Consider the following 21,785-nt stretch of genomic DNA (forward strand, 5'->3'; position numbering starts at 1 on the left):
CGGTCCTCAATTCGCGGACTGCGGTCGGCGGCCCGACCCTTGTCTCGCACATTCGGCTCAGATCGCCATCGCCCGCCGTGCCTCGTCGAGCACGTACTTCGGCGAAGTTGTAGCCGCGACTGTCGACACTCATGTCGACGATTCGCCGGACTGACCTCGCCGATCTGCGGAGCGGGTAGTGACAGGTGGGGCGAGTCCGAACCGAGGACCCTCGGCCCTACCGTCACCACCCGAGGCGAGTGGACTCTGAAGGGGACCGGCCCCCACTACCCGCCTCGACAGCAACGTCACGGAAATCGCACGGACCACGACGATCGAACTACGGCACACGCGCGGGTCGCCCGTGTCGGATCGCGACGAATGGAGATCGATATGCATGCAGAACCAGGGGACTGGCTGGTGGTGAAAGGCACGGTCGTCGACAGCCCGGACGAGGTCGGGCACATCGTCGAGGTCCGCCGCGCCGACGGCGCACCGCCGTACCTTGTCAGGTGGATACGGGACGATCACGAGGCGCTCGTGTTCCCCGGCCCGGATGCGCATGTGGTGACGGCCGCCGCGAAGAACGAGGAGGACAGTCACGAGCGGCGACGCATTTCCGCGCTCCAAGACGCCATTGCCGGGAAACCGCACATCGAGCAGCGGACTCTCCGAACCCGCCCCCGAAAGTCCTGATGTCTATCAGGACTGGGCGAGCTGAACGTCTGCGACGCCCGGCACGGTCTCGGCGAGGGCAGCCACTACCCCCCGTTCCGGGTCGTCGAGCGCGAGCCCGGCGATCGTCACCTTGCCGTCTGCGATCCGCACCGTCCACCGCCGCGATCCCGCATACACATCGAGGCGGTGTTGCACTTCCCTCGCTATGTTCGTGTCGTCCATCGTCAGGATCTCGAGAAGATCACGCCGGGTGACGATTCCGATGACGTCGTGTTCGTGGACGATGGGGATCCCGCGCAGACCTGAGCGCAGCATCGCAGACGCGAGGTCGCTGACGTCGGTGTCCGCTGTCATAGCGACGACTGGGCTGGTCATCGTGTCGGCCGCTGTGACATCGGCTCTGGGGAGCGTAGCGAACTTTTCGCGGAGCAGATCGCCCTCGGAGACGATGCCCACCAGATGCTGCGACTCGTCGACGACCGGCAGGACGGTGAACCCCGAACTCGCAATGATGCGGAGGCATTCGTCGACCGGGGTCGACCGAGTCACAGTGGTGACGGGGCTACTCATGATCTGTTGCGCTTGCATGACAGCTCCTTCCTTTCGGCAAACGGCGTTGCAATCGGGCGCCGACAGGCGGCAGGGCCGACGCGTCGTTCTGGCCAGTGGACGCATCGACCTACGTCAACGTCGGACGATCAGCAGCGGGCAGGTGATGGAGTGCAGAAGCGCCCGGCTGGTCGAACCGAGCAACAGTGAGGCGAACCCACCACGCCCCCGGCTGCCGGTCACCACCAACTGCGATTCCCGTGCTTGCTGGAGCAGGTGGTGAACCGGTCGATCTCGGACGACAACTTTGCGTACGGACACGTCCGGATACTTGTCCTTCCATCCGGCGAGGCTCTCCGACAGGACGGCCTGTTCGGCGGTTTCGATTGCCGACCAGGGAAGATCGTTGTCGCTGAGATCGGCGGGGGTAACGGTCAACAGGCTGAAGTCGCTCCACGCGTGCACCGCCACGAGATCGACGCCGCGCAGAGAGGCTTCCTCGAAGGCAGCCGCGATGGCCGGTTCGCTGTTCGGCGAACCGTCGACACCGACCACCACCGGACCGTCCAATGGCGGCGCATCCGTCTCGGGCATTCCGCGGATCACCGCCACCGGGCACGCTGCATGACTGGCGACCGCGGAGCTGACCGATCCCACCAGGCCGCCGGTGAACTCTCCGAGGCCACGGGAACCGACGACCAGCATGCGAGCCGACTTCGCGGCGTCGAGCAGGACCGTCGCGGCCGAGCCGTGGCGTAGCGCCGTCCGGAGGGTGAGACGGTTGCCGGGCACGCTCCGCCGGGCGAGTTCGGCGGCCGTGGCGAGCCGCTGGGTACCCCCGTATTCGACGCCGGTGAATGCGCCTGCGGACAGGTTGACGGCGTCGCCGAACGTGCCGGGCGCCTTCAGGAGGGAGGACACCAGAAGTAGCGGGGCTCGGTGGTGGACGGCCGCGTCGGCTGCCCAGCGCACGGCGTCGAGCGATTGCGCCGATCCGTCCACACCCACGACGATCGGTGAATCTGTCTGCATGTCGATTCCTCGTCTCTGTTCGGTCGTGCAGGCCTGGTCGAGAATGTGCCACCGCCGCGTGACCGTCTCGAGAGGGCACACAGCCCTCTCCCGATCGCGAGGCGGCCGCTCACAGCGAGTTCACACCGTGGAGAAGTAGGGCGGGCAACCCCGGGACCATCAGTCCGACACCGACCGACACGGTCGCGGCGCCGACGACACGGTGGTGTGGATTGCGGAAGATGCCGAGTCCGATGAAGACGATCGCGGCTGCGCCCCCGAGGACGGTGAGGGGAGACGTCACCGACAATGCCGCGAGGCCCACGACGGTGGCGGCGGCGACCCATGGCCATCTCAGGTCTCGGGCTTCGAGATATCTTGCCTGCATTGCTACCCCCCACCGGGAGATGTCGATTCGGGCGGGAAGTGCACCTCGGCGATGCCCGGCACGGTGTCGGCCAGGGCGGCGATGACATTTCGTTCCGGGTCGTGAGGCGTGACGCCGAAGATCGAGGCGGAGCCGTGGGCAACGTCTACGCGCCATCGGCCGGCTCCACCGTAGACGTCGAGTCGGTGCTGCACTTCCTTCGCGACCTGAGCGTCGTCGGTCGTGAGGACGGCGATGAGATCGGGACGGGTGACGATCCCGAGGATGTCGTGGTCGTGGACGATGGGGATGCCGCGCAGCCGAGATCGAAGCATGGCGGATGCGAGTTCGCTGACCTCCGCGTCGGCCGTCATCGCCACCACGGGACTGGCCATCACGTCGCCTGCGGTCATCTCGTCCGGCTGCGAATCGGCCCCGCCCAGCTCACGGAATCGTGCACGGAGGAGATCGCCCTCGGACACGATGCCCACGAGATGCTTCCGCTCGTCGACGACCGGAAGCACCGTGAAGCCCGAACTTCCGACCAACCGAAGGCATTCGTCCACCGAGGTGGATCGGTCCACCGTGGTGACCGGGCTGCTCATGACGTGTCGTGCCTGCATGACGACTCCTCTCCTCGTCCCTCAGCGTCGGCGTGCCACTGTCACCGGACAAGGGTCCTAGGACCTCACCTCGTCGCATTCCTCGGTGCTGGTTCGAACGATCCCCCGGAAGGGTCCAAATGCCCTGGTGACGAGATCGCCGGTGCGCGATTGTGGAGTGAGCACGGAGGTGGAAAGAATGGTCAAGCGTTGGCTGGTCATGGAGACCGAGAACGGCGACCTGCGAATGCCGTTCGCTACGCGTCTCGCCGGGGCCGGCCGGCATCTACCCGCGACACATCTCACGACCACGGACCTGATGTCGACCACCCGTCACTCGACTCACATCGACCTCGAGCGGCTCACCGGGATCCGCGAGCGCCGGGTGTCCGTGGGGGACGAGGACTCCTACACACTGGCGATCTCGGCGGCACTGGATTGCCTGGAACGGTCGAACCGGGACGCCGCGTCGATCGACGTGGTGGTCAGTTGCAGCATCACCAAGTTTCACGGCGGTCTCACTCAATGGCTGGAACCGACGATGAGTAGTGCGGTCGCCCAGGCGATCGGCGCGCAGGGGGCGATGACCTTCGATCTCTCGAACGCGTGCGCCGGCATGTTGACCGGTGTGACGGTGATGAACAACTGGATCCGTCAGGGAATCGTCGAACGGGCACTTGTCGTCAGTGGTGAGTACATTTCGCAGCTCGGACAGAATGCTGCCCAGCACATCCGGAACATCATGAGCAAGGAGCTTGCGTGCCTCACGCTCGGGGACGCCGGGGCCGCGCTGCTCCTCGAACGTGCCCCTGCCGGATCGGCCGGGATCGGTTTGGCCGGATTCACCACCGTCGCCGACTACAGTCGGCTCTGTCTCGCGTACCCGAAGGGCGGCGACCCCGGCGCCCGGATGTTCACCAATTCGCGGGGGATTCAGCGGGCGGCGATCGCGGACACCCCGCTGTTGTTGCACGAGGTGCTCGACGCCGCCGGGATCTCCCTCCACGACATCGATCACGTGATCACACACCAAACCTCGGCGCGGGCGATCCGCAAAGGGATGGCCGAGGTGACCGCCACGCTGGGCGATTCTCCACGGCACGACGCGGTCATCACCGTCGACCGCTACGGAAATACGGCCTCGACGACCCACACCGTCGCGCTCGTCGAGGAACTCGAGGCAGGCCGCATCCGAGCGGGTGAGACCGTGGCGTTGATCGCCCTCGCATCGGGTTTGGAGATCGGCGTCGTTCTGTTGACCCTGGACGAGGAATTGGTGGCACGCTATGGGCACAGTCATTGATCGGCTCGACGTCACACGAGGCGGCTGGCGCACCCGCCACAGTGCATTGCATCTCGCGGTGTCTGCCGCCCAGACCTGCCTCGAACGGGCCGGTCGGAATGCCGACGACCTGGACCTGCTCGTCAACGTCGGATTGTACCGCGACCGGAATCTGGGAGAGCCCGCCCTCGCGGCGCTCATCCAGGAAGATATCGGTGCCCACCCGGAGGACCCCCACGACGACACGCACGGGACCTTTTCCTTCGATGTCGCCAACGGATCCTGCGGGGCTCTCAACGGTCTGCAAATCGTCGACGGATTCCTACGGTCGCACACGATCGACTGGGCGCTGGTGGTTGCCAGTGACGCCGATCCCGGACGTGGGATGAGCGAGCACTTTCCGTTCGCGCCGACGGGTGGAGCCATTCTCTGCCGCTGGACCGACGACGACTTCGGCCTGGGCCCCGTCCATTGGGTGAATCGCTCCGATGCCGGTGAAAGTTTCTGCGCCACCGTCGGACTCGAGGACGCCCGGAACGTACTGCGGTTCCGGGAATCGGATTCGATGGACGAGCGATTCGCGACCGCCGGAGCGCAGGCGGCACGGGAATGCCTGGAGGCATCCTCCCTCGACCTCGCCGATGTCGATCTGATCGTGGCCGCTCCCGCCCGGCGGAAGTTCCGCGCGACGCTCGCCGAGCACCTGGGCGTCCCCGTGCCACGGATCGTTGTCGCGGACGACGAACGGATGCATACCGCGTCCCTCGTGGCGGCCCTGGACCGCCGGACGGGTGGTATCCCGGCCGGGAACCGTGTCCTGATTATCGCCGTGGGTGCAGGGGTCACCGCCGGCGCCGCCCTGTACAGCGAACACCCCTGAGCCCGGGCAAAGGCATCGTCGCCCGGGCAAAGGCATCGTCGGGTCAGCCGGCCGCGCCGTGCCCGACACCCTGCATCGCCGCGTGCTCGTGCAGCGCAAGCTCGGCCTCGTGGTGTGCCGGTTGGAGATCGAACACGACCTCGTGGACGGTCCCGGTGAACCGGTACGGGGCCTTGTCCTCGTAATCGCGGTCGACGACCAGGCCGTTGTCGCGGCCCACGTCCATTCCCGCGTACGAACTGAAGGCCACGGGCACCGTCCGGGGCATGTCACCTTCCCCGATCAGTTCGTCGTTCGCCCACAAGGACACGTGACCACCGCTGCCCGGTTTGGGCTCGTCGGTCTCGAACAGCATCTTCACGGTGACATCACCGGTCGGAATCTTCTGCTCGGACGCCTGCCTGTAGGTCTCCACACCGAGGAAGGAATACGTGTGGTGGAGTATGCCGGTGCCGTCGACCCACAGTGCGAAGCCGCCGATGAAGTCGGCGTTGGCAACGATGACACCCTCGGCGCCGTCATCGGGTACGTGAAGGTTCGCTTCGATGGCGTACGAGCGTCCCGCCACACGAGGCACCATGCCGCGCTGCACGTTCTGGACGTCGCCCTTGAAGGTGAATCGGGTGGTCGTCGGCATCGGCGGCAGCAGGCCGAAGAAGATCGACATTCCCCCGAGCAGGGGGAGAGCCCGGTTGCGTTCCGCCTCAAGCCACCACAGCTGCTTCAGCTCCTCCAGTCTGTCGGGGTGATCGGCGGCGACGTTGTGGGCCTGGGAGAAGTCGTCGGGCAGGTAGTAGAGCTCCCAGACATCGTCGTCCGGGTTGTAGACACCCGGTGCGAACCGTTTGATGGTCTCCGGGGAGAAGTCCCAGGGGGCCTTGTCCAGGCGGGTGCACGCCCACCAGCCGTCCTGATAGATCGCGCGGCTGCCGAACATCTCGAAGTACTGCACCGTGTGCTGTTCGGGGGCGTCGGCGTCGGCGAATGTGGGGAGAAAGCTCGTTCCGTCCATGGGTTCCTGGTCGATCCCGTCGACGGTGGTCGGTTCGGGCAGCCCTATCGCGGCGAGCACGGTGGGGGTGATGTCGATGCAGTGGGTGAACTGCCCCCGCACCTGTGAGTCGGGGGGGATCCGGTTCGGCCACGCGATCACCATCGGGTCGCGGTCGCCGCCGAGGTGGCTGGCCATCTGCTTGCCCCACTGGAACGGGGTGTTGTTCGCGTGCGCCCAGGCGGCGGCGAAGTGCGGAGCGGTGTGGTCGCCGCCGAGCGCCTCGATCCCACCGTATTCGTCGATCAGCTTCAACTGGTGTTCGGCGTCGAGTACCACCCCGTTGAGGAAGGTCATCTCGTTGAAGGAACCGGTGATCGTCCCTTCCATGCTGGCGCCGTTGTCACCCCAGATGTAGAAGACGAGCGTGTTGTCGAGGTCGCCCATGTCCTCGATCGAGTCGAGCAGCCGCCCGACGTTCCAGTCGGCGTTCTCGGAGTACCCGGCGAACACCTCCATCTGTCGGGCATAGAGCTTCTTCTGGGAGTCGGACAACGTATCCCAGGCAGGAAACAGGTCCGGTCGCTCGGTCAGTTCGGTGTCCGCGGGAACGATCCCGAGTACCTTCTGACGCTCGAGCGTCTTCTCGCGGTAGGTGTCCCAGCCGTCGTCGAATTGCCCCTTGTATTTGTCTGCCCATTCCTTGGCCACATGGTGCGGGGCGTGGCTGCACCCGGTGGAGTAGTACATGAACCACGGTTTCTGTGGGTCCTGAGCCTGGACACCGTGGAGCCACTCCACCGCCTTGTCGGTGAGGCCGTCGGGGAAGTAGTAGCCGTGACCGTCTTTGCCCTCGGGGACGCCGAGGATCGAGTTGTCCTGGGTGACGATCGGATCGTATTGTCCGGCCGCACCACTGAGGAAGCCCCACCAGTGGTCGAAGCCCCAGCCCTGCGGCCAGTTGTCGAAGGGTCCGGCGGCGCCCTGCACGTTGTCCGGGGTGAGATGCCATTTGCCGAACCCGCCGGTCACGTACCCGTTCTCGCTGAGAATCCGGGGGAGTGCGGTGCAGCTTCTCGGCCGCACGGCCGTGTATCCGGGGAAGGGGCCCGGGTACTCGGCAATCGAGCCGAATCCCACGCGGTGGTGGTTGCGGCCGGTGAGAAGCCCCGCCCGGGTGGGCGAGCACACCGCGGTCACGTGAAAGCGGTTGTAGGTCAATCCCTGTTGCTGAACCCGGCTCAAGGTGGGGGTGCGGATCGCACCGCCGAAGGTGTCCGGGCCACCGAAACCGGCGTCGTCGATCAGCACGATCAGCACGTTCGGAGCACCGTCCGGTGGCTTCGGCCCGGGCACGATCGTCCAATCCGGTACGGAGTCCTGCACCGTGCGGCCGACGGTGCCCCCGAAGGTTCGGTTGGGGATCGGTAGCCGCGTGCGGTCCGGATCGAACTTCCCCATTGCCGCGGCCAGGGACGCCTCGAGGTCCCTCAGGCTCGAACCATCCAATTCCGCGACCGACTTCAGGGGGGCGCCGCCGAGCGCCTGCTCCACCGGAAGCCGGCTGCCCGACGGCAGGACCGCGATCACCACGCATGTCCCGGAGGCCAGCGCCTCACCGATCTTGGTCTCGAGGCCGCTCGTGATGCGGTGTGAGGCGAACTTGCCTGCCAGCGCGCCGGCACCGGCGCCGACGGCGGCTGCAGCCAGCATCGGCGGGGCGAACAACCCCACCACCAGGCCGACGCCCGCACCCCAGCCGGCGCCTTTACGGCCCAGATGGTCGCCCGTGTCGATCACGGTGAGGTTTCCGTCCGAGTCCTTCGTTACCAGGACTGCACCCCGAAGGGTGATCTGCTTGCCGCGCACCTGGGCGGCGAGCGCGTCGAAGTCCTCACGTGCACGGTCGAGGTCCTGATAGCCGGCGACCAGGACCAGCGCGTTGTCTTCAGTCATGGGGGGACTCTCCGTCTTCGGTGTCGCCGGTTCTGTGTGGGCGGCCTGCTCTCGATGCTCGTCCGGCGGCAGACTCGGCGACAAGGATCAAAAGGCCTCTGTTTCCGGCAGCGTCCGCTCGTCCCGTTTGCGAACGTTGCCTGATCAGCCGCATTCGCGGCGGTGGCCGAGATCGATCCGTCGCGGGACGAAGCCACGCCTCGGGGGCTGTGGTCGCGCAGCTTCGGTACCGGTGGCCGAGGCGAGAGCTCGGATCGTGAGAAGCATCTTCCGGCTCATGACGAAACCGATCGGCTCCATCAGCAGAGGCCCGAAGAAGAGACGGCTGACGAGTCCGGGGCCGCAGGAGCTGCAGCCCCGCTCGATCAACCGGGTGCGCCCAGCCTGGTCGCGAAGAAGATGAAACGCCCAGATGGAGGCGTCGCCGGTGCGGGGGTCGCGGGCATGGAGGACCAGGCGTGCATTCGGTTCGACCGACGCGACAGTCAGCGGGGGCGCTTTCGGGTGCAGCCGCACTTCGTCGCCGGTGTCCAGGTTCTGGTAGTCACGAAGTACCTTGTCGGTGTTGCGCACGCGACAACCGATGAGGTTCTCGAGTCCGACGTAACTGTAGAAGCCGCCGCGGCCCTGACCCAGCTGGACGATCCAGGGCCACACCACTTCCGGCGGCGCGTCGACCGTGACGGCGTGCGTGTAGCGCCATGCGGGGTGGGGGATCAGCTCGTCTCCCGGCAGCGCTGCCGCCGCCTCCGTTGCGGTCGCGCCCCACGTCGTGCGCCGCCGGCGCAGCGGTTTCGTCAGGAGCACGTGCGTCGAAATCAACACCGCACCACCGAGGGACTGCCGGATGACGGCCGAGCGCGTCACGACGTGCCTCCTGTCGGTCGAGCGTACGTCCCATCATCGAGCCGCAGACCAGAGTTCGACAGGGTATTTCGGCCCCGCGCGAAGTGACGGTGACTTTGGACCCTGTGCGGTCCGAAGTCGACGGTGTTCGCTGGATCATGACGACGAGGAGACCTCATGAACGTGCAACAGACGGTGGTCGAACACCGTTGGGTCAAGCCGATCGATCAACTCGGATTGGCGGACGCACCATCGGTAGGGGGCAAGGCGGCCAATCTCGGTGAGCTGACGCGCGCCCGCTATCCGGTCCCACCAGGATTTGCCGTCACCGCGGAAGGCTACCTGGGGGCGATGGACGAGGCGGGAGTGCGCGACACCCTTCGGGAACACGGGTTGCCGAAAGCCGGGACCGACGACAACACCCTCACCGCAGCGTCGCACGAGTTGCGGTCGACCGTACTCGGCGTTCCGATGCCCGCTGCCCTGCGGGCGGAAATTCTCGCTGCGTACCGTGAGCTCGGCGCGGGGGCGCCGAGGGTCGCGGTCCGCTCGTCCGCCCCCGCCGAAGACGCGGCCGACACCTCGTTCGCAGGTATCCACGACAGCTTCGTCGGCGTGTCCGGTGACGACGCGCTGATCGAGGCAATCGGCAAATGCTGGGCGTCGCTGTGGTCCGAGCGCGCACTCACCTATCGCAGCGTTCAGGGAGTGACCGACGAGCCGTCGATCGCGGTCGTCGTCCAGTTGATGGTGGACGCCGACCAGTCGGGCGTGGTCTTCACCGCAGATCCCAGAACCGGTGCACGCGATCGCATCGTCGTCGAAGCCGCGACCGGACTGGGCGAGGTCGTGGTGGGGGGCCAGGTGGAGCCGGACACCTATGTGGTGGCGAAGTCGGGATTCGCAGTGATCGACGCCCACATCGGGTCACAGTCCTTCTCCATCACCGCGGATGACGAAGGGGAGCATTCGGTAGAGATTCCCGCCACGGCACGAGGCCGACGCGTTCTCACCGACCAGCAGCTCGAACGATTGGCGTTGCTCGCCGTCGCTGTCGAAGACCATTATCACGTCCCCCAGGACCTCGAATTCGCGTTCGCTGCAAATCGGTTGTGGATCGTCCAGACCCGCCCCATCACGACTCTGGGACAGCCCCGGGCTCGCACGGAGGAACACCGCGAATCGACGAGCAAGGCCCTCGTCCACGGGCTCGGCGCAGGCCCCGGAACGGCGACCGGCCGCGTCCGCATCCTGCGGTCCATGTCCGACGCCCACCGGTTGTCCGACGGAGAGATACTCGTCGCACCCATGACACGCCCCGACTGGCTTCCCGTGTTGCGCCGTGCGGCGGCAATCGTCACGGACGGCGGCGGGATCACCTGTCACGCCGCCATCGTCGGTCGCGAGCTGGGACGTCCCGTGGTCGTCGGTACCCGGACCGCCACCACCGAACTGGTGGAGGGGGCGATCGTCACGGTCGACGGTGATTCGGGGGTGGTCTACGACGGAGCGGTATCCGCCTCTGCACCGGAGTCGTCGGCGAAGGGTGCCGTTTCCGCACCGCGACCGGCGACGGAGCGGACGAGTGCGGGGTCCGCACCGGAGGTGACGGCCACCTCCGTGTACGTCAACCTCGCCACACCGGACGCCGCCGACCGTGTGGCCGCTTCCGACGTCGACGGAGTGGGGTTGCTGCGCGCCGAGTTCATGATCATGGACGCGCTGGGTGGGACACATCCGGCAGCGATGATCGCGCAGGGACGCCGCGACGAGTACGTGGCCGAGATGGCGGCGGCGGTCGAACGCATCGCCGCCGCGTTCACGCCGCGCCCCGTCATCTACCGGGCGATCGATCTACGCACCAACGAATTCGCCAACCTTTCCGGTGGCGACGTGGAGCCGCACGAAGACAACCCGATGATCGGCTACCGCGGCTGCTTCCGCTACGTGCGCGAACCCGAACTGTTCCGCCTCGATCTCGACGTGCTGTTCACCGTCAGGAAGCGCTACCCGAACGTGCATCTGATGATCCCGTTCGTCCGCACCCGGTGGGAACTCGCTCAGTGCCTTGCTGACCTCGACTCCCATCCACTGGGCGCGGATCGCCGCATGCACCGATGGATCATGGCGGAGGTCCCCTCCGTCGCGTACTGGATTCCGGAGTACGCGGCCCTCGGCATCGATGGCGTCTCCATCGGTACGAACGACCTCACCCAACTCGTGCTGGGAGTCGATCGGGATTCCGAGATCTGCCGGGATCTGTTCGACACCATGGACCCGGCCGTACTCGACGCCATCGACGTCATCATCGAGCGTGCTACACGTGCCGGGCTCACCACCTCCCTGTGCGGGCAGGCAGTGTCGACCAACCCCGCTCTGGCGGAACATCTCGTGCGCAAAGGCATCACCTCGGTGTCCGTGGCACCGGACGTGGCCGCCAATACGCGCCACAACATCGCGGCTGCGGAACGCAGGATCCTGCTCGACCGAGCAAGGTCAGAGCTGCGAACGTCCGCGGATGGGGACCGGCGAGGAGGAACCCGATGAGCGAACCCGTCGCGACACTGATCAGCGGCACCAGCGACTCCGTCACCGTGCACGGTCCTGGTGGCACCGACACGGTGCTGCCGGTCGCCGTGTGGCAGCTGCCCGACGCCCGTCAGGTGGTCGTGGTGGGGGAGGGCGGTCCGCTCATCGTCGCCGATATCGACGGGGCGCAGCTCGCCGAGGCGATCCAGTCGAGATGGCCCGGGGCTGCCATGCTGGAGCGTCGCACCAGTCCCATCGCATCGACAGGTGACCCACGAGCTTACGACGCCGTGTACTGTCAACTCGCGCTGGATGGTTCACGATGCGATCCGAACTACGCGGAACTGAGCGCGGCCGGTCTCCATCTCGCACACGCTTGACTATCCGACGATGGTGCCCGCGGCGGATCCGTCGGTGAGCAGTTGATAGAACCGCTCGACGTCGGATCGCCGGCACAGGGCGGTGCCGGGTGTCTGCAGCATGGCCGCCCCCGCGGCGATCCCGTACCGCACCGAGTCGCTCAACGAGCGACCGTGTGCCAGGCCGCACACCACACCGGCGACCATGCTGTCGCCCGCACCGACACCGCTGACCACCGGGACTTGGACCGACGGGAAATACTCGTCGCGGTCCCGCGTGACCAGCAGAGCGCCATCGGCACCGAGCGAAAGGACCACGACCTGGGAGACCCCCCGGTCGATGACTTCCCGAGCCGCAGCCACCTGGTCGTCGATCGCCGACAACTCCCGCCCCGTCCAGTCCCGGAGTTCGCGAATGCTCGGTTTGACGAGAAACACCCCACCCCGAAGTTGTCTCAGGGCCGGACCGGACGTATCGACGATGACTCGCGCACCGAGGTCGCCGACGACGTCTGCCACCTGCTGGTAGAAATCGGCGGGCACACCCGGTGGCAGACTTCCGCTCACCACCACATAGTCGGCGCCCGACGCGACCTCGATGACCAGGTCGAGACAGGCCACCTGTTCCCTCGCGGTCACTGTTGGTCCCGGCAGGACGAAACGGTACTGCAGACCCGTCTCGTTCTCGTTGATCGTCAGGCTCTCCCGTGTGGAACCGCGGATCGTCAGACTCCGGATCTCGACGCCCTCGGTGGCCACGAGATCCTCGAGGGCCCGGCCGGTATGGCCGCCCGAAGGAAACACCGCCGTCGCGGGAGTTCCGAGAACGTGCAGTACCCGGGCCACGTTCAGTCCGCCGCCGCCGGGATCTCGGCGAGGCGCGCCGCAGCGCACCTTGTCGGTCGGCACCACCCGGTTCGTGCTCGTGGTGATGTCGAGCGCGGGATTCATCGTCAACGTCACGATGTCGGGCATGGGCTCTCCTGTCGTCGGGCAAGCCGGGCCGTGACCGGCGAACGGTAGCTGTGACTACTCATCTCGCCACCCCGACGTGGAATGCCAGATCCGCTCCGCCGTCTGCACGGTGTCCCCGGCGGCCGTGTCCGTGTCGACCGCGGTGGCCGAGGGCCACGCCGCGGCACTCGCGGCCATCGCGTCGTACACGGCGGGGGTGGCGTCCGAGTCGCCGGTTGGACGGCTCCCGATTCTCGCGATCGCCATGGCGCGTGGTGCCCTGCATTCGAGTTCGACGAGATCGCTGTGGGTGCAGGAAGCGACGAGCGCAGCGCGCTCCCGGAGCATCGGTTGTGTCCACGACGCATCCAGCACGACCGACCTTCCGGCCGTGAGATGGTCGCGAGCGCGCCGCAGCACCTCGGCGTAGGTGCGGTCGGTCATGGTGCCGCTGTACAAGCCCTCACCGAATCCGGCCACCTGACCGGAATGCGGATCGAGGCCGTCGAGTTCCTTGCGGACGCGGTCGCTGGAGATGACGACGGATCCGGTGACGTCGGCCAACCTGCGCGACAGCGTGGACTTTCCGGTGCCGGGTAGCCCACCGACCAGTGCCATGCGCACGGTTCCTGCGCGCAGCTGCCGCAACGCGAGGCCGCAGTGCGCCCGGGCATCCTCGCGGGCTGCCCGGGAACCCTGCGTGTACCGCAAACAGGCCACCTTCGCGCGGACGAACGCCCGATAGGCGATGTAGTGATGCTGCAATGATGCCGGGGGCTGGTCGCGTGCCGCGGCGCAATACCGATCGAGAAACCGCAACCCCAGGTCTTCGCGTCCCAGGTACTCGAGGTCCATCGCAAGGCATGCCGCGTCGTCGATACAGTCGACGTGGCGTAGGTGGTCGTCGAAGTCGAGGCAGTCGAGAATACGCGGCCCGTCTGCGAGGCAGAAGATGTCGTCCGCCAGAAGATCGCCGTGACCATCGACTATCCGGCCTTCCCGAACGCGGTTCTCGAACAGCCGTTTCCGCCCCTTCAGATACCTGAGGGCCCGTCGCTCCACCTCGTCGACGTCCGCCGCCGGGAGGACATCGCACCGGTAACTCGTCACCTCGGAGACGTTGGCTCGCCACCGTGCGGCCACCGCTCCGGGCGTGGCGTCACGATCGATCTCCGCAGACTGCTCCGCCCCGGCATGGAATCGGGCGACGACGGCGGCGATCGCATCCACCTGCGCGGTGGTATCGTCGCCGCCCCCGCCGACCAGCCGGGCCAGTCGTCGGTCCGACGGCATCCGGCGCATCTTGACCAGCGCTTCGGTCGGCCCTCCGGCCGGGTCCGTCAATTCGGCGACACCGAGATACACGTCGGGGCACAGCCTGCGGTTCAATGTCACTTCACGCTCACAGGCCGCGCGACGCCTTTCGGCGGTGCCGAAGTCGGCGAACGCCGTCCGGATCGGCTTCTTCGCCTTGAAGACGACATCACCGACCATGACGACGTAGGCCGTGTGCGTCTCGACGCCGCTCACCGCGAGTCCACCGACTGCCTGCGGTGGCGAACACCTCTGAGTTCTCTCGGTCGCCGACATGAGGGTTCGTCACATCACGACGGGCCGGCGCCGCGCCGAAGGTCCGTCAGCCTGCGCCTCCTCATCGAGGTCGAGGTCGAGGTCGAGGTGAAGTGTGGTCCCGTCGCGACGCAGCGCGTGGGCCCACCCCCGGTCTCGGATCACCTCGAGCATCAAGGTGTTCTGCGCCAGCACCTCCGCCGTCATCCGCTCGATGCCGTGCGCCCGCGCTGCGTCGACGAGCCGGGTCAGCAGCATCGTTCCGATTCCGTGCGATTGGTACTCGTGATCGACCACCAGCGCGAATTCGACCAGCGGCGAGTCGTTGTCCTGCTGGTGTGCCGGGCTCACGTAGTTCGCGACTCCTACCAGGATGCCGCCGATGAAGGCGCCCAGTGCGCAATGCCGGGGGTCTTGCAGGCACAGTGACTCGGCCAGATCCTCGAGATGGGTCGGACGGGCTCCGAAGAACCGCAGGTAGGCGTCGTGCTGGTCCATCCGCTCGTGCAGATCCTGCACGTCGTCTCTGTCGGCGGGTCGAAGGGAGCGCACGCCGACGCCCGTGGTGACCGCGTGTGGCCTTCCGGCATTCATGCACCGTCACCTCCGTCGTCGGCCGTCGGAATTCATTCAATAGTGGGGGCGGCCGCGGCGTCAGAGCCTTTGGTCCTCGACTACGGTCCTTCGCCTCTATTACCGGTGTCGGTGAGTTCGCGATGCTGAAGTAACCAAGGACGCGCAACTGGCATCGAAGGAACCCCAGAACGCAATGACCAGCACGAACAGTGATACGAACAACACGTCGGTGGGGCATGCGGAGGCGGTTGTGGAGCGGCTGATTCCCGAGTTCTGTGGGAGTTTCACCCGGGACGCGATTGCTCGGACAGTTGCCGGCAGCATTGCGGACCTCGCGGGGGTGCCGATCGCAGACATGCCGGAACTGGCCGAGCGGGTTGCCCGGCAACGACTCTTCACGGCACTCGAACGGCATCCGGAATGGTCGTCGTTCGCGAGTGGTGAGCCCTCCCCGAACAGCCGAGTGATCGTCGTTTCAGCTGCGGACGGGATGTTTGACCGGTCCGGGGTTACCGCGCGTCACCACACAGCAAGCGAACGGGAGAGGCCATGACGGAGCAGTGGCACGGCCGCGATGTGCATGGGTCCAGAGCTGCGGTGAACAGACAGGTGCCCGCGACCACGTGGCCCGTGGAGATCGAGATACACGAACCCGACGCGGAGCAGACCTGCTCCCGGGCCACGGCGCGCCTGCGCACACACGACAAGGCCCTCCTCGAGGGACGGGGAGAGGCCGGCTGCCACTCTCGAAACGCCGACATCGTGCAGGTCAGTCGCCAGATGGCCGCCGCTCGGGCCCTGACCGACCTGGCGCACCAATTGTTCGAGCTGGCAGCCGCACAGGACGCGGCTGCGGGCGGGCACGGACGCGAGTTCGGCGCTTCCGAGGCCGGACGCGGACTGTGATCAGCGGCCATGACAATTCTTCCCGCATCGCCATCCACCAGTGGGGCGTCAACGAACTTCACCGACTACGACGGTGAACGCACCCGATTTTCGTGGTCCGATATCGAGCGTCAACTCGGTCCTGCCCCCGGTGGCTGCAACATCGCCTACTACGCCGTCGACCGCCACGACTGCGGGCCGCAGCGAGACAAGGTCGCTTTCCGGTTCGTGGGTCCGAGCAAGGGTGTCGGCGAGCTACCCACCACCGAGGTGACCTTCGGAGAATTCGCGCATCGAGTCCGCAAGTTCACCGACGTGCTGCGCGGACTCGGCGTCGGGAAGGGCGACCCCGTCTTCGTGTTCACCGGTCGCATCCCGGAGTTGTACGTCAGCATCCTCGGCGCGTTGCGCAACGGAAGCGTCGTGTCGCCGTTGTTCTCCGCCTTCGGCCCCGAGCCGTTGGCCACGAGAATTCGGCTCGGCGGCGCCCAGGTCCTGGTGACCACCGAGCAGCTGTATCGGCGGCGGGTGGAGAAGATCCGCGGCTCGTTGCCCTCCCTGCGCCACGTTCTGCTGGTGGGGGATTCCGGTTCGATCACCGACGTCGCGGACACGCTCGACTTCCACAGCATGATGGCGGCAGCCGACGGGGACTGCGACATCACCCCGACCTCCGCCGACGACGTGGCCCTGCTGCATTTCACGAGTGGAACGACCGGTACCCCGAAGGGTGCGGTCCACGTCCACGGCGCCGTGGCCACGCATTATGCAACCGGCTTGTACGCCCTGGACCTGCATTCGTCGGACGTGTTCTGGTGCACGGCCGATCCGGGCTGGGTCACCGGCACGTCGTACGGGGTGATCACACCGCTGCTGCACGGCGTGACGTCGATCGTCGACAGCAACGAATTCGACGCCGAACGGTGGTACCGCATCCTCGAAGAGCAGGCCGTCACGGTCTGGTACACCGCGCCGACCGCGATCCGCATGCTGATGAAGTCCGGTCCGGAGCTGGCGCACAAGTACTCCCACCCGCACCTGCGATTCATCGCCAGCGTCGGCGAACCACTCAACCCCGACGCGGTGTTGTGGGGACGGGACGTCCTCGGGCGGCCCATCCACGACAACTGGTGGCAGACCGAGACCGGCGGCATCATGATCGCCAACACACCCGGTTTCGCCATCAAACCCGGCTCGATGGGACGACCCCTTCCGGGTATCGACGCCGCCATCGTCCGGCGCACGGAGGACGGCGGGATCGCACCCGTCGAAACGCCAAACGTGGAGGGGGAACTCGCGATACGGCGAGGCTGGCCGTCGATGTTCCGCGGTTACCTGCACAACGACGACCGGTACCGGCGTGCATTCGCCGGCGACTGGTACCTGACCGGCGACCTGGCCAAGCGCGACGCGGACGGCTACTACCGGTTCGTGGGCCGGGCGGACGACGTCATCAAATCGGCGGGCCACCTCATCGGTCCGTTCGAGGTGGAGAACGTCCTCATGGAGCATCCCGCGGTCGCCGAAGCGGGAGTCATCGGTAAGCCGGACCCGATCGTGGGGGCAGTGGTGAAGGCATTCGTGTCGGTGAAGACGGGCTGGAACGCCGACGACGCCCTGCGCCGTGAGCTTCTCGGGTACTCCCGCAAGAAGCTCGGCGCCTCGGTCGCTCCCAAGGAGATCGAGTTCGTGGACGTTCTCCCGCACACGCGGAGCGGCAAGATCATGCGCAGGCTGCTGAAGGCGCGCGAACTCGGTCTGCCCGAGGGGGACACATCGACTTTGGAGGTGGGCGGATGACTGCCCCGGACTTTCCCTACGACAAGGCGTTCGCGGTCGAGTTGCTGACGGACATGCTGCGCATCCGACGCTTCGAGGAGAAGGCGGCAGAACTATACGGCGCCCAGAAGATCCGCGGCTTCCTGCACCTGTACGTGGGGGAGGAAGCGGTCGCGGTCGGGGCCCTGCACGCGCTGTCTCCGGGCGACGCGGTGGTCGCCACCTACCGCGAACACGGCCACGCGCTGGTGCACGGTGTCCCGATGAACTCGATCATGGCCGAGATGTTCGGGAAACGCGAAGGCTGTTCGAGGGGTCGAGGCGGATCGATGCATCTGTTCGACGCCGCCACCCGGTTCTACGGGGGCAATGCGATCGTCGCCGGCGGTCTGCCACTCGCGGCCGGTCTGGCGATGGCCGACAAGATGCAGGGCAAGCGCCGGGTGACGGCCTGCTTCTTCGGCGAGGGCGCAATGGCGGAGGGCGCTTTTCACGAGACCATGAATCTCGCATCGCTGTGGCAGTTGCCGGTGCTGTTCTGCTGCGAGAACAACCTGTACGCCATGGGAACGGCCCTGTCCCGCTCGGAATCGCAAACGGATCTGTGTGTCAAAGCCGCGTCGTTCGACGTGCCGACGCTCAAGGCGGACGGCATGGATGTGATTGCCACCCTGCACGCGGCCCGCTCCGGCGCCGCGCACGTCCGCACGACCGGAGGCCCCTTCTTCATCGAATTCCAGACGTACCGATTTCGTGCCCATTCGATGTTCGACCCGGAGCTGTATCGCGACAAGGCGGAGGTGGAGTCCTGGAAGGAGCGGGGCCCGATTCACACCTTCTCGGCACGGCTCAAGGCGCTAGGGCTGTTCTCGGAGGAAGAGTTTCTCCGCATCGACGACCGCGTCATGTCGGAGGTCGATGCCGCGGTCGACTTCGCCGAGGCAGGCACCTGGGAAGCACCCGGGGACCTCCTGCGCGACGTACTCACACCGGAGCGAACAGAGGAGGCGTCGTGAAGATCACCTACCGGGACGCGATGCGGGAAGCGATCCGTGAGGCAATGCACTCCGATCCGCGGGTGTTCCTCATGGGTGAGGACGTCGGACGCTACGGCGGCACGTACGCGGTGTCCAAGGGTTTGCTCGCCGAGTTCGGGGACGAGCGGATCCGCGACACCCCGCTCTCGGAGTTGGGTTTCGTGGGAGTGGGAATCGGGGCGGCCGTGGGCGGGATGCGCCCGATCATCGAGGTGATGACCGTCAACTTCAGCCTGCTCGCGCTCGACCAGATCGTGAACACCGCGGCGTCGCTCCGGCACATGTCGGGCGGACAATTCTCCGTCCCCGTGGTGGTGCGCATGGCGACCGGCGCGGGCAGGCAACTCGCCGCACAACATTCGCACAGCCTCGAGAACTGGTATGCCCACATCCCCGGCATCCGGGTCCTGGCGCCCGCGACGGTGGCGGACGCGCGCGGCATGCTCCGACCCGCCCTCGCGGACCCCGATCCGGTGATCATCTTCGAACACACCCAGCTGTACAACTCATCGGAAGACCTCGAGGGGCCCGTCCCGGTGGACATCGACTCGGCGGCGGTGCGCCGGGAGGGAAGCCACATCAGCCTGATCACGTACGGGGGTTCGCTGCCCAAGGTCCTCGCCGCCGCCGACGTCCTGGCGGAGAAGGGAATCGCCGCCGAGGTCATCGACCTTCGGGTGCTGCGACCCCTCGACACGGCCACCATCGCTGCGTCGATCCGGAGGACACACCGTGCCGTGGTGGTCGACGAGGGTTGGCGTACCGGCAGCCTCGCGGGGGAAGTGATGGCGCAGATCGTCGAACGCGAGTTCTACGAACTCGACGCGCCACCTCGCCGCGTGTGCAGCGCCGAGGTCCCGGTGCCCTACGCCAAGCATCTCGAATACGCGACCCTTCCCCAAGTCGAGACCATTGTGTCCACGGCGTGGAATGTGATCGGCGATCGGTAGGAACGAGGCATAACCATGTTTGATTTCACGCTGCCTTCCCTGGGCGCCGACATGGACGAAGGAACGTTGACGGACTGGTTGGTCAAACCCGGTGACGAGGTCGAGCGCGGTCAGGCGATAGCGACGGTCGACACCGTGAAAGCGGCCGTAGACGTGGAGATCTGGCAGAGCGGCACCGTTCACCGGCTGCTCGTCGAGCCCGGAACGACCGTGTCGGTCGGAACCCCGTTGGCGACCCTGCTGAATCCCGGAGAATCACCTCCACCGGAGCGGCCCACGGCCGATGGGGTGCCCGGCACCACCGCGGCCACCCCCGCAGGGGAACCCGCACCGCGACGCAAGGTCTCGCCCAGGGCGCGCAAGGAAGCGGAAAGAGCGGGAATCGATCTCGCCGGTGTCACCGGGACAGGCGCGGACGCTGCGGTCACACTCGACGACGTCCAGCGGGCGGCAGCCCACGGCATCGAGCACGGACCGGCCGAGGCCAAGACCCGCGACATGCGCAGCGCCATCGCCGCGTCCATGAGCCGCTCCAAGCGGGACATCCCGCATTACTACCTGATGGACGAGATTCCACTGCGGACGGCGACGAAGTGGTTGCGCACCGAGAATGCCGCCCGACCGATCACCGAACGAGTCCTCCTCGCCGCTGTGCAACTCAAGGCGGTAGCGCTCGCTGCCCAGCAGTTCCCGGACCTCAACGGGTACTGGGTGGACGGCGAGTTCCGGCCGGCACCCCACATCCACCTCGGGGTGGCGATCTCGCTGAGAGACGGAGGTCTGGTCGCTCCCGCGATCCACGACACCGCCGACAAACCCCTCTCCCAGCTGATGGTGGAACTCGGCGACCTGGTGACCCGCGCCCGTGCCGGTTCGCTGCGCAGCTCCGAGATGTCGGACCCGACGTTGACCGTGACGAACCTCGGGGAACGCGGGGTCACCTCGGTTTTCGGGGTGATCTATCCGCCGCAGGTGGCGCTGGTGGGTTTCGGGAGGCCCAGTGAACGCCCCTGGGTGTTCGACGGAGATCTGCAGGTCGCGACGGTCGTGACAGCGACCCTCGCCGCCGATCATCGTGCCAGCGACGGAACACGGGGTGCACAGTTCCTGACCAGAATCAGCGAACTGCTTCAACAGCCGGACAGGTGGTGAGGACGACGATGAACAGCGAGACGATCGACTCGAGAGTCATACACGCATTGCGGGATATCGCCCCGGAGATCGAGGACGAGGAACTGTCCCCGGACGTGCCGTTACGCGACCAGGTCGATCTGGACTCGATGGACTGGCTGAACTTCCTGGTGCGCCTGCACGCCGTGTTCGGCGTCGATATCCCGGAATCCGACTACGCAACGCTGGTGACCGTGGAGGACATCGTCGAATACATTGCCTCGCGCACCCACGCCTGACGGGCGAGTGACTACTACGCGATCCCGGCGGGCAATCGGGCCGCGGTACTGCGGGGTGTCCGTCGCCGGTGCCACCGCCACAGTTCGTCACACCCCCAGACGACGAACGGCAGGGGAAGGAGCCACAGCACCTGATGCCATGACGGAGTCACAGTTCCGAAGACGAGTCGAAGCGCCGGGACGGTGACGACCAGCGCGGCGAAACACACCTCGAAGGCGATTCCCCACAGCAGCAGCGGATTGGAGGCGATCCCCACCTCGGTGAGTGCCGCGTGTTCGGTGCGCGAGGCGAACGCGGTCCCGATCTGACAGGCGACGATGCCCAGGAAGCTCATCGTCGTCGCCGATTGCCAGGTGTGGTGCAGGCTTCCGGCGCCCACATCGGCACCCAGATACCAGCCACCTTCGAGAAGTGTCGCGAAGAAGAGCGTCATCACCAATACTGCCGACACACCTCCCAGCAGGCCCCACGACCGGACGAGGATCCCCCTGTCGACCACGTTCTGGGTGCGCTTGCGTGGACGCCGATCCATCAGGCCCGGTTCGGCCTTCTCTCGGCCCAACGCCAGCGCCGGTAAGGTCTCGGCCCAAATCGAT

22 protein-coding genes are annotated in these 21,785 nt (G+C 66.6%); 12 read left to right on the plus strand and 10 right to left on the minus strand.

Annotation, left to right across the window (positions count from 1 at the left end):
- Positions 1 to 372 precede the first annotated feature (372 nt).
- Positions 373 to 675, plus strand: coding sequence for a DUF1918 domain-containing protein (locus AZG88_RS23580; protein ID WP_231914155.1), 303 nt, complete (start codon positions 373 to 375; stop codon positions 673 to 675).
- Positions 676 to 681: 6 nt separating this feature from the next.
- Here the strand turns inward: AZG88_RS23580 and AZG88_RS23585 are convergent, their stop codons facing one another.
- From AZG88_RS23585 to AZG88_RS23600, 4 genes are all read right to left on the minus strand, one after another.
- Positions 682 to 1,245, minus strand: a complete 564-nt coding sequence (locus tag AZG88_RS23585) for a CBS domain-containing protein (RefSeq protein ID WP_061699370.1) — start codon at positions 1,243 to 1,245, stop codon at positions 682 to 684.
- A 96-nt stretch (positions 1,246 to 1,341) separates the two neighbouring features.
- Complete coding sequence (locus tag AZG88_RS23590; protein WP_061699393.1) at positions 1,342 to 2,238, minus strand: universal stress protein; 897 nt, start codon at positions 2,236 to 2,238, stop codon at positions 1,342 to 1,344.
- A 109-nt stretch (positions 2,239 to 2,347) separates the two neighbouring features.
- A complete protein-coding gene (locus AZG88_RS23595; RefSeq protein ID WP_007298887.1) occupies positions 2,348 to 2,605 on the minus strand; it encodes a hypothetical protein in 258 nt (85 codons plus the stop codon).
- 2 nt (positions 2,606 to 2,607) lie between these two features.
- Entirely contained in the window at positions 2,608 to 3,207 is a 600-nt protein-coding gene (locus AZG88_RS23600) for a CBS domain-containing protein (protein ID WP_061699371.1), read from the minus strand.
- A 178-nt stretch (positions 3,208 to 3,385) separates the two neighbouring features.
- Between AZG88_RS23600 and AZG88_RS23605 the strand changes: the two genes are divergently transcribed.
- Together AZG88_RS23605 and AZG88_RS23610 are read left to right on the plus strand one after the other, a co-directional pair.
- Positions 3,386 to 4,489: a 3-oxoacyl-ACP synthase III family protein gene (locus tag AZG88_RS23605; RefSeq protein ID WP_061699372.1), complete on the plus strand. Its 1,104-nt coding sequence runs from the start codon at positions 3,386 to 3,388 to the stop codon at positions 4,487 to 4,489.
- Complete coding sequence (locus tag AZG88_RS23610) at positions 4,473 to 5,348, plus strand: 3-oxoacyl-ACP synthase III family protein (protein WP_061699373.1); 876 nt, start codon at positions 4,473 to 4,475, stop codon at positions 5,346 to 5,348. The genes AZG88_RS23605 and AZG88_RS23610 overlap by 17 nt, the downstream gene beginning before the upstream one ends.
- Positions 5,349 to 5,391: 43 nt before the next feature.
- Here the strand turns inward: AZG88_RS23610 and AZG88_RS23615 are convergent, their stop codons facing one another.
- Together AZG88_RS23615 and AZG88_RS23620 are read right to left on the minus strand one after the other, a co-directional pair.
- Positions 5,392 to 8,295 carry an arylsulfatase gene (locus AZG88_RS23615; RefSeq protein ID WP_061699374.1) on the minus strand — a complete coding sequence of 968 codons (2,904 nt, stop codon included), beginning with the start codon at positions 8,293 to 8,295 and terminating at the stop codon, positions 5,392 to 5,394.
- A 144-nt stretch (positions 8,296 to 8,439) separates the two neighbouring features.
- The gene (locus AZG88_RS23620) at positions 8,440 to 9,162 is read right to left on the minus strand and encodes a hypothetical protein (protein ID WP_061699375.1); all 723 of its coding nucleotides are present in this window, start codon (positions 9,160 to 9,162) and stop codon (positions 8,440 to 8,442) included.
- A 156-nt stretch (positions 9,163 to 9,318) separates the two neighbouring features.
- Here AZG88_RS23620 and ppsA point away from each other — a divergent pair, with 156 nt between their 5' ends.
- Positions 9,319 to 11,688, plus strand: coding sequence for a phosphoenolpyruvate synthase (gene ppsA, locus AZG88_RS23625; RefSeq protein WP_061699376.1), 2,370 nt, complete (start codon positions 9,319 to 9,321; stop codon positions 11,686 to 11,688).
- The gene (locus tag AZG88_RS23630; RefSeq protein ID WP_061699377.1) at positions 11,685 to 12,050 is read left to right on the plus strand and encodes a hypothetical protein; all 366 of its coding nucleotides are present in this window, start codon (positions 11,685 to 11,687) and stop codon (positions 12,048 to 12,050) included. Before ppsA ends, AZG88_RS23630 begins: the two co-directional genes overlap by 4 nt.
- On the opposite strand, the gene AZG88_RS23635 is transcribed toward AZG88_RS23630, so the two are convergent.
- The 3 genes from AZG88_RS23635 to AZG88_RS23645 are packed head-to-tail and all read right to left on the minus strand — an operon-like array spanning position 12,051 to position 15,146.
- Complete coding sequence (locus tag AZG88_RS23635; protein WP_061699378.1) at positions 12,051 to 13,004, minus strand: 1-phosphofructokinase family hexose kinase; 954 nt, start codon at positions 13,002 to 13,004, stop codon at positions 12,051 to 12,053.
- Positions 13,005 to 13,058: 54 nt separating this feature from the next.
- Entirely contained in the window at positions 13,059 to 14,573 is a 1,515-nt protein-coding gene (locus AZG88_RS23640; protein ID WP_061699379.1) for a bifunctional aminoglycoside phosphotransferase/ATP-binding protein, read from the minus strand.
- A 9-nt stretch (positions 14,574 to 14,582) separates the two neighbouring features.
- Positions 14,583 to 15,146, minus strand: a complete 564-nt coding sequence (locus tag AZG88_RS23645; RefSeq protein ID WP_061699380.1) for a GNAT family N-acetyltransferase — start codon at positions 15,144 to 15,146, stop codon at positions 14,583 to 14,585.
- 175 nt (positions 15,147 to 15,321) lie between these two features.
- Between AZG88_RS23645 and AZG88_RS23650 the strand changes: the two genes are divergently transcribed.
- Genes AZG88_RS23650 through AZG88_RS23680 form a run of 7 tightly spaced genes read left to right on the plus strand, consistent with a single transcriptional unit; the run spans position 15,322 to position 21,188 of the window.
- On the plus strand, positions 15,322 to 15,681 hold the full coding sequence (locus tag AZG88_RS23650) for a three-helix bundle dimerization domain-containing protein (protein WP_061699381.1): 360 nt from the start codon (positions 15,322 to 15,324) through the stop codon (positions 15,679 to 15,681).
- A 44-nt stretch (positions 15,682 to 15,725) separates the two neighbouring features.
- Complete coding sequence (locus AZG88_RS23655) at positions 15,726 to 16,034, plus strand: dsRBD fold-containing protein (protein WP_231914157.1); 309 nt, start codon at positions 15,726 to 15,728, stop codon at positions 16,032 to 16,034.
- Between the two features lie 9 nt (positions 16,035 to 16,043).
- A complete protein-coding gene (gene acsA / locus AZG88_RS23660) occupies positions 16,044 to 17,813 on the plus strand; it encodes an acetate--CoA ligase (RefSeq protein ID WP_061699383.1) in 1,770 nt (589 codons plus the stop codon).
- Positions 17,810 to 18,808: a pyruvate dehydrogenase (acetyl-transferring) E1 component subunit alpha gene (pdhA, locus tag AZG88_RS23665; RefSeq protein ID WP_061699384.1), complete on the plus strand. Its 999-nt coding sequence runs from the start codon at positions 17,810 to 17,812 to the stop codon at positions 18,806 to 18,808. The genes acsA and pdhA overlap by 4 nt, the downstream gene beginning before the upstream one ends.
- Positions 18,805 to 19,779, plus strand: coding sequence for an alpha-ketoacid dehydrogenase subunit beta (locus tag AZG88_RS23670; protein WP_061699385.1), 975 nt, complete (start codon positions 18,805 to 18,807; stop codon positions 19,777 to 19,779). The genes pdhA and AZG88_RS23670 overlap by 4 nt, the downstream gene beginning before the upstream one ends.
- Positions 19,780 to 19,794: 15 nt before the next feature.
- Complete coding sequence (locus tag AZG88_RS23675; protein WP_061699386.1) at positions 19,795 to 20,931, plus strand: dihydrolipoamide acetyltransferase family protein; 1,137 nt, start codon at positions 19,795 to 19,797, stop codon at positions 20,929 to 20,931.
- Positions 20,932 to 20,939: 8 nt separating this feature from the next.
- On the plus strand, positions 20,940 to 21,188 hold the full coding sequence (locus AZG88_RS23680) for an acyl carrier protein (RefSeq protein ID WP_061699387.1): 249 nt from the start codon (positions 20,940 to 20,942) through the stop codon (positions 21,186 to 21,188).
- A 14-nt stretch (positions 21,189 to 21,202) separates the two neighbouring features.
- Here AZG88_RS23680 and AZG88_RS55340 read toward each other — a convergent pair whose 3' ends face one another.
- On the minus strand, positions 21,203 to 21,721 hold the full coding sequence (locus AZG88_RS55340; RefSeq protein WP_306453433.1) for a cation-translocating P-type ATPase C-terminal domain-containing protein: 519 nt from the start codon (positions 21,719 to 21,721) through the stop codon (positions 21,203 to 21,205).
- Between the last annotated feature and the right edge of the window lie 64 nt (positions 21,722 to 21,785).

The sequence above is a fragment of the Rhodococcus sp. LB1 genome, from assembly GCF_001583455.1.
Lineage (GTDB): Bacteria > Actinomycetota > Actinomycetes > Mycobacteriales > Mycobacteriaceae > Rhodococcus_F > Rhodococcus_F opacus.

Coding starts and splice junctions, on each gene's coding strand:
- AZG88_RS23580 (WP_231914155.1), top strand. CDS start 373: ATGCATGCAGAACCAGGGGACTGGCTGGTGGTGAAAGGCACGGTCGTC.
- AZG88_RS23585 (WP_061699370.1), bottom strand. CDS start 1,245: ATGCAAGCGCAACAGATCATGAGTAGCCCCGTCACCACTGTGACTCGG.
- AZG88_RS23590 (WP_061699393.1), bottom strand. CDS start 2,238: ATGCAGACAGATTCACCGATCGTCGTGGGTGTGGACGGATCGGCGCAA.
- AZG88_RS23595 (WP_007298887.1), bottom strand. CDS start 2,605: ATGCAGGCAAGATATCTCGAAGCCCGAGACCTGAGATGGCCATGGGTC.
- AZG88_RS23600 (WP_061699371.1), bottom strand. CDS start 3,207: ATGCAGGCACGACACGTCATGAGCAGCCCGGTCACCACGGTGGACCGA.
- AZG88_RS23605 (WP_061699372.1), top strand. CDS start 3,386: ATGGTCAAGCGTTGGCTGGTCATGGAGACCGAGAACGGCGACCTGCGA.
- AZG88_RS23610 (WP_061699373.1), top strand. CDS start 4,473: ATGGGCACAGTCATTGATCGGCTCGACGTCACACGAGGCGGCTGGCGC.
- AZG88_RS23615 (WP_061699374.1), bottom strand. CDS start 8,295: ATGACTGAAGACAACGCGCTGGTCCTGGTCGCCGGCTATCAGGACCTC.
- ppsA (WP_061699376.1), top strand. CDS start 9,319: ATGAACGTGCAACAGACGGTGGTCGAACACCGTTGGGTCAAGCCGATC.
- AZG88_RS23630 (WP_061699377.1), top strand. CDS start 11,685: ATGAGCGAACCCGTCGCGACACTGATCAGCGGCACCAGCGACTCCGTC.
- AZG88_RS23635 (WP_061699378.1), bottom strand. CDS start 13,004: ATGCCCGACATCGTGACGTTGACGATGAATCCCGCGCTCGACATCACC.
- AZG88_RS23640 (WP_061699379.1), bottom strand. CDS start 14,573: ATGTCGGCGACCGAGAGAACTCAGAGGTGTTCGCCACCGCAGGCAGTC.
- AZG88_RS23645 (WP_061699380.1), bottom strand. CDS start 15,146: ATGAATGCCGGAAGGCCACACGCGGTCACCACGGGCGTCGGCGTGCGC.
- AZG88_RS23650 (WP_061699381.1), top strand. CDS start 15,322: ATGACCAGCACGAACAGTGATACGAACAACACGTCGGTGGGGCATGCG.
- acsA (WP_061699383.1), top strand. CDS start 16,044: ATGACAATTCTTCCCGCATCGCCATCCACCAGTGGGGCGTCAACGAAC.
- pdhA (WP_061699384.1), top strand. CDS start 17,810: ATGACTGCCCCGGACTTTCCCTACGACAAGGCGTTCGCGGTCGAGTTG.
- AZG88_RS23675 (WP_061699386.1), top strand. CDS start 19,795: ATGTTTGATTTCACGCTGCCTTCCCTGGGCGCCGACATGGACGAAGGA.
- AZG88_RS23680 (WP_061699387.1), top strand. CDS start 20,940: ATGAACAGCGAGACGATCGACTCGAGAGTCATACACGCATTGCGGGAT.
- AZG88_RS55340 (WP_306453433.1), bottom strand. CDS start 21,721: ATGGATCGGCGTCCACGCAAGCGCACCCAGAACGTGGTCGACAGGGGG.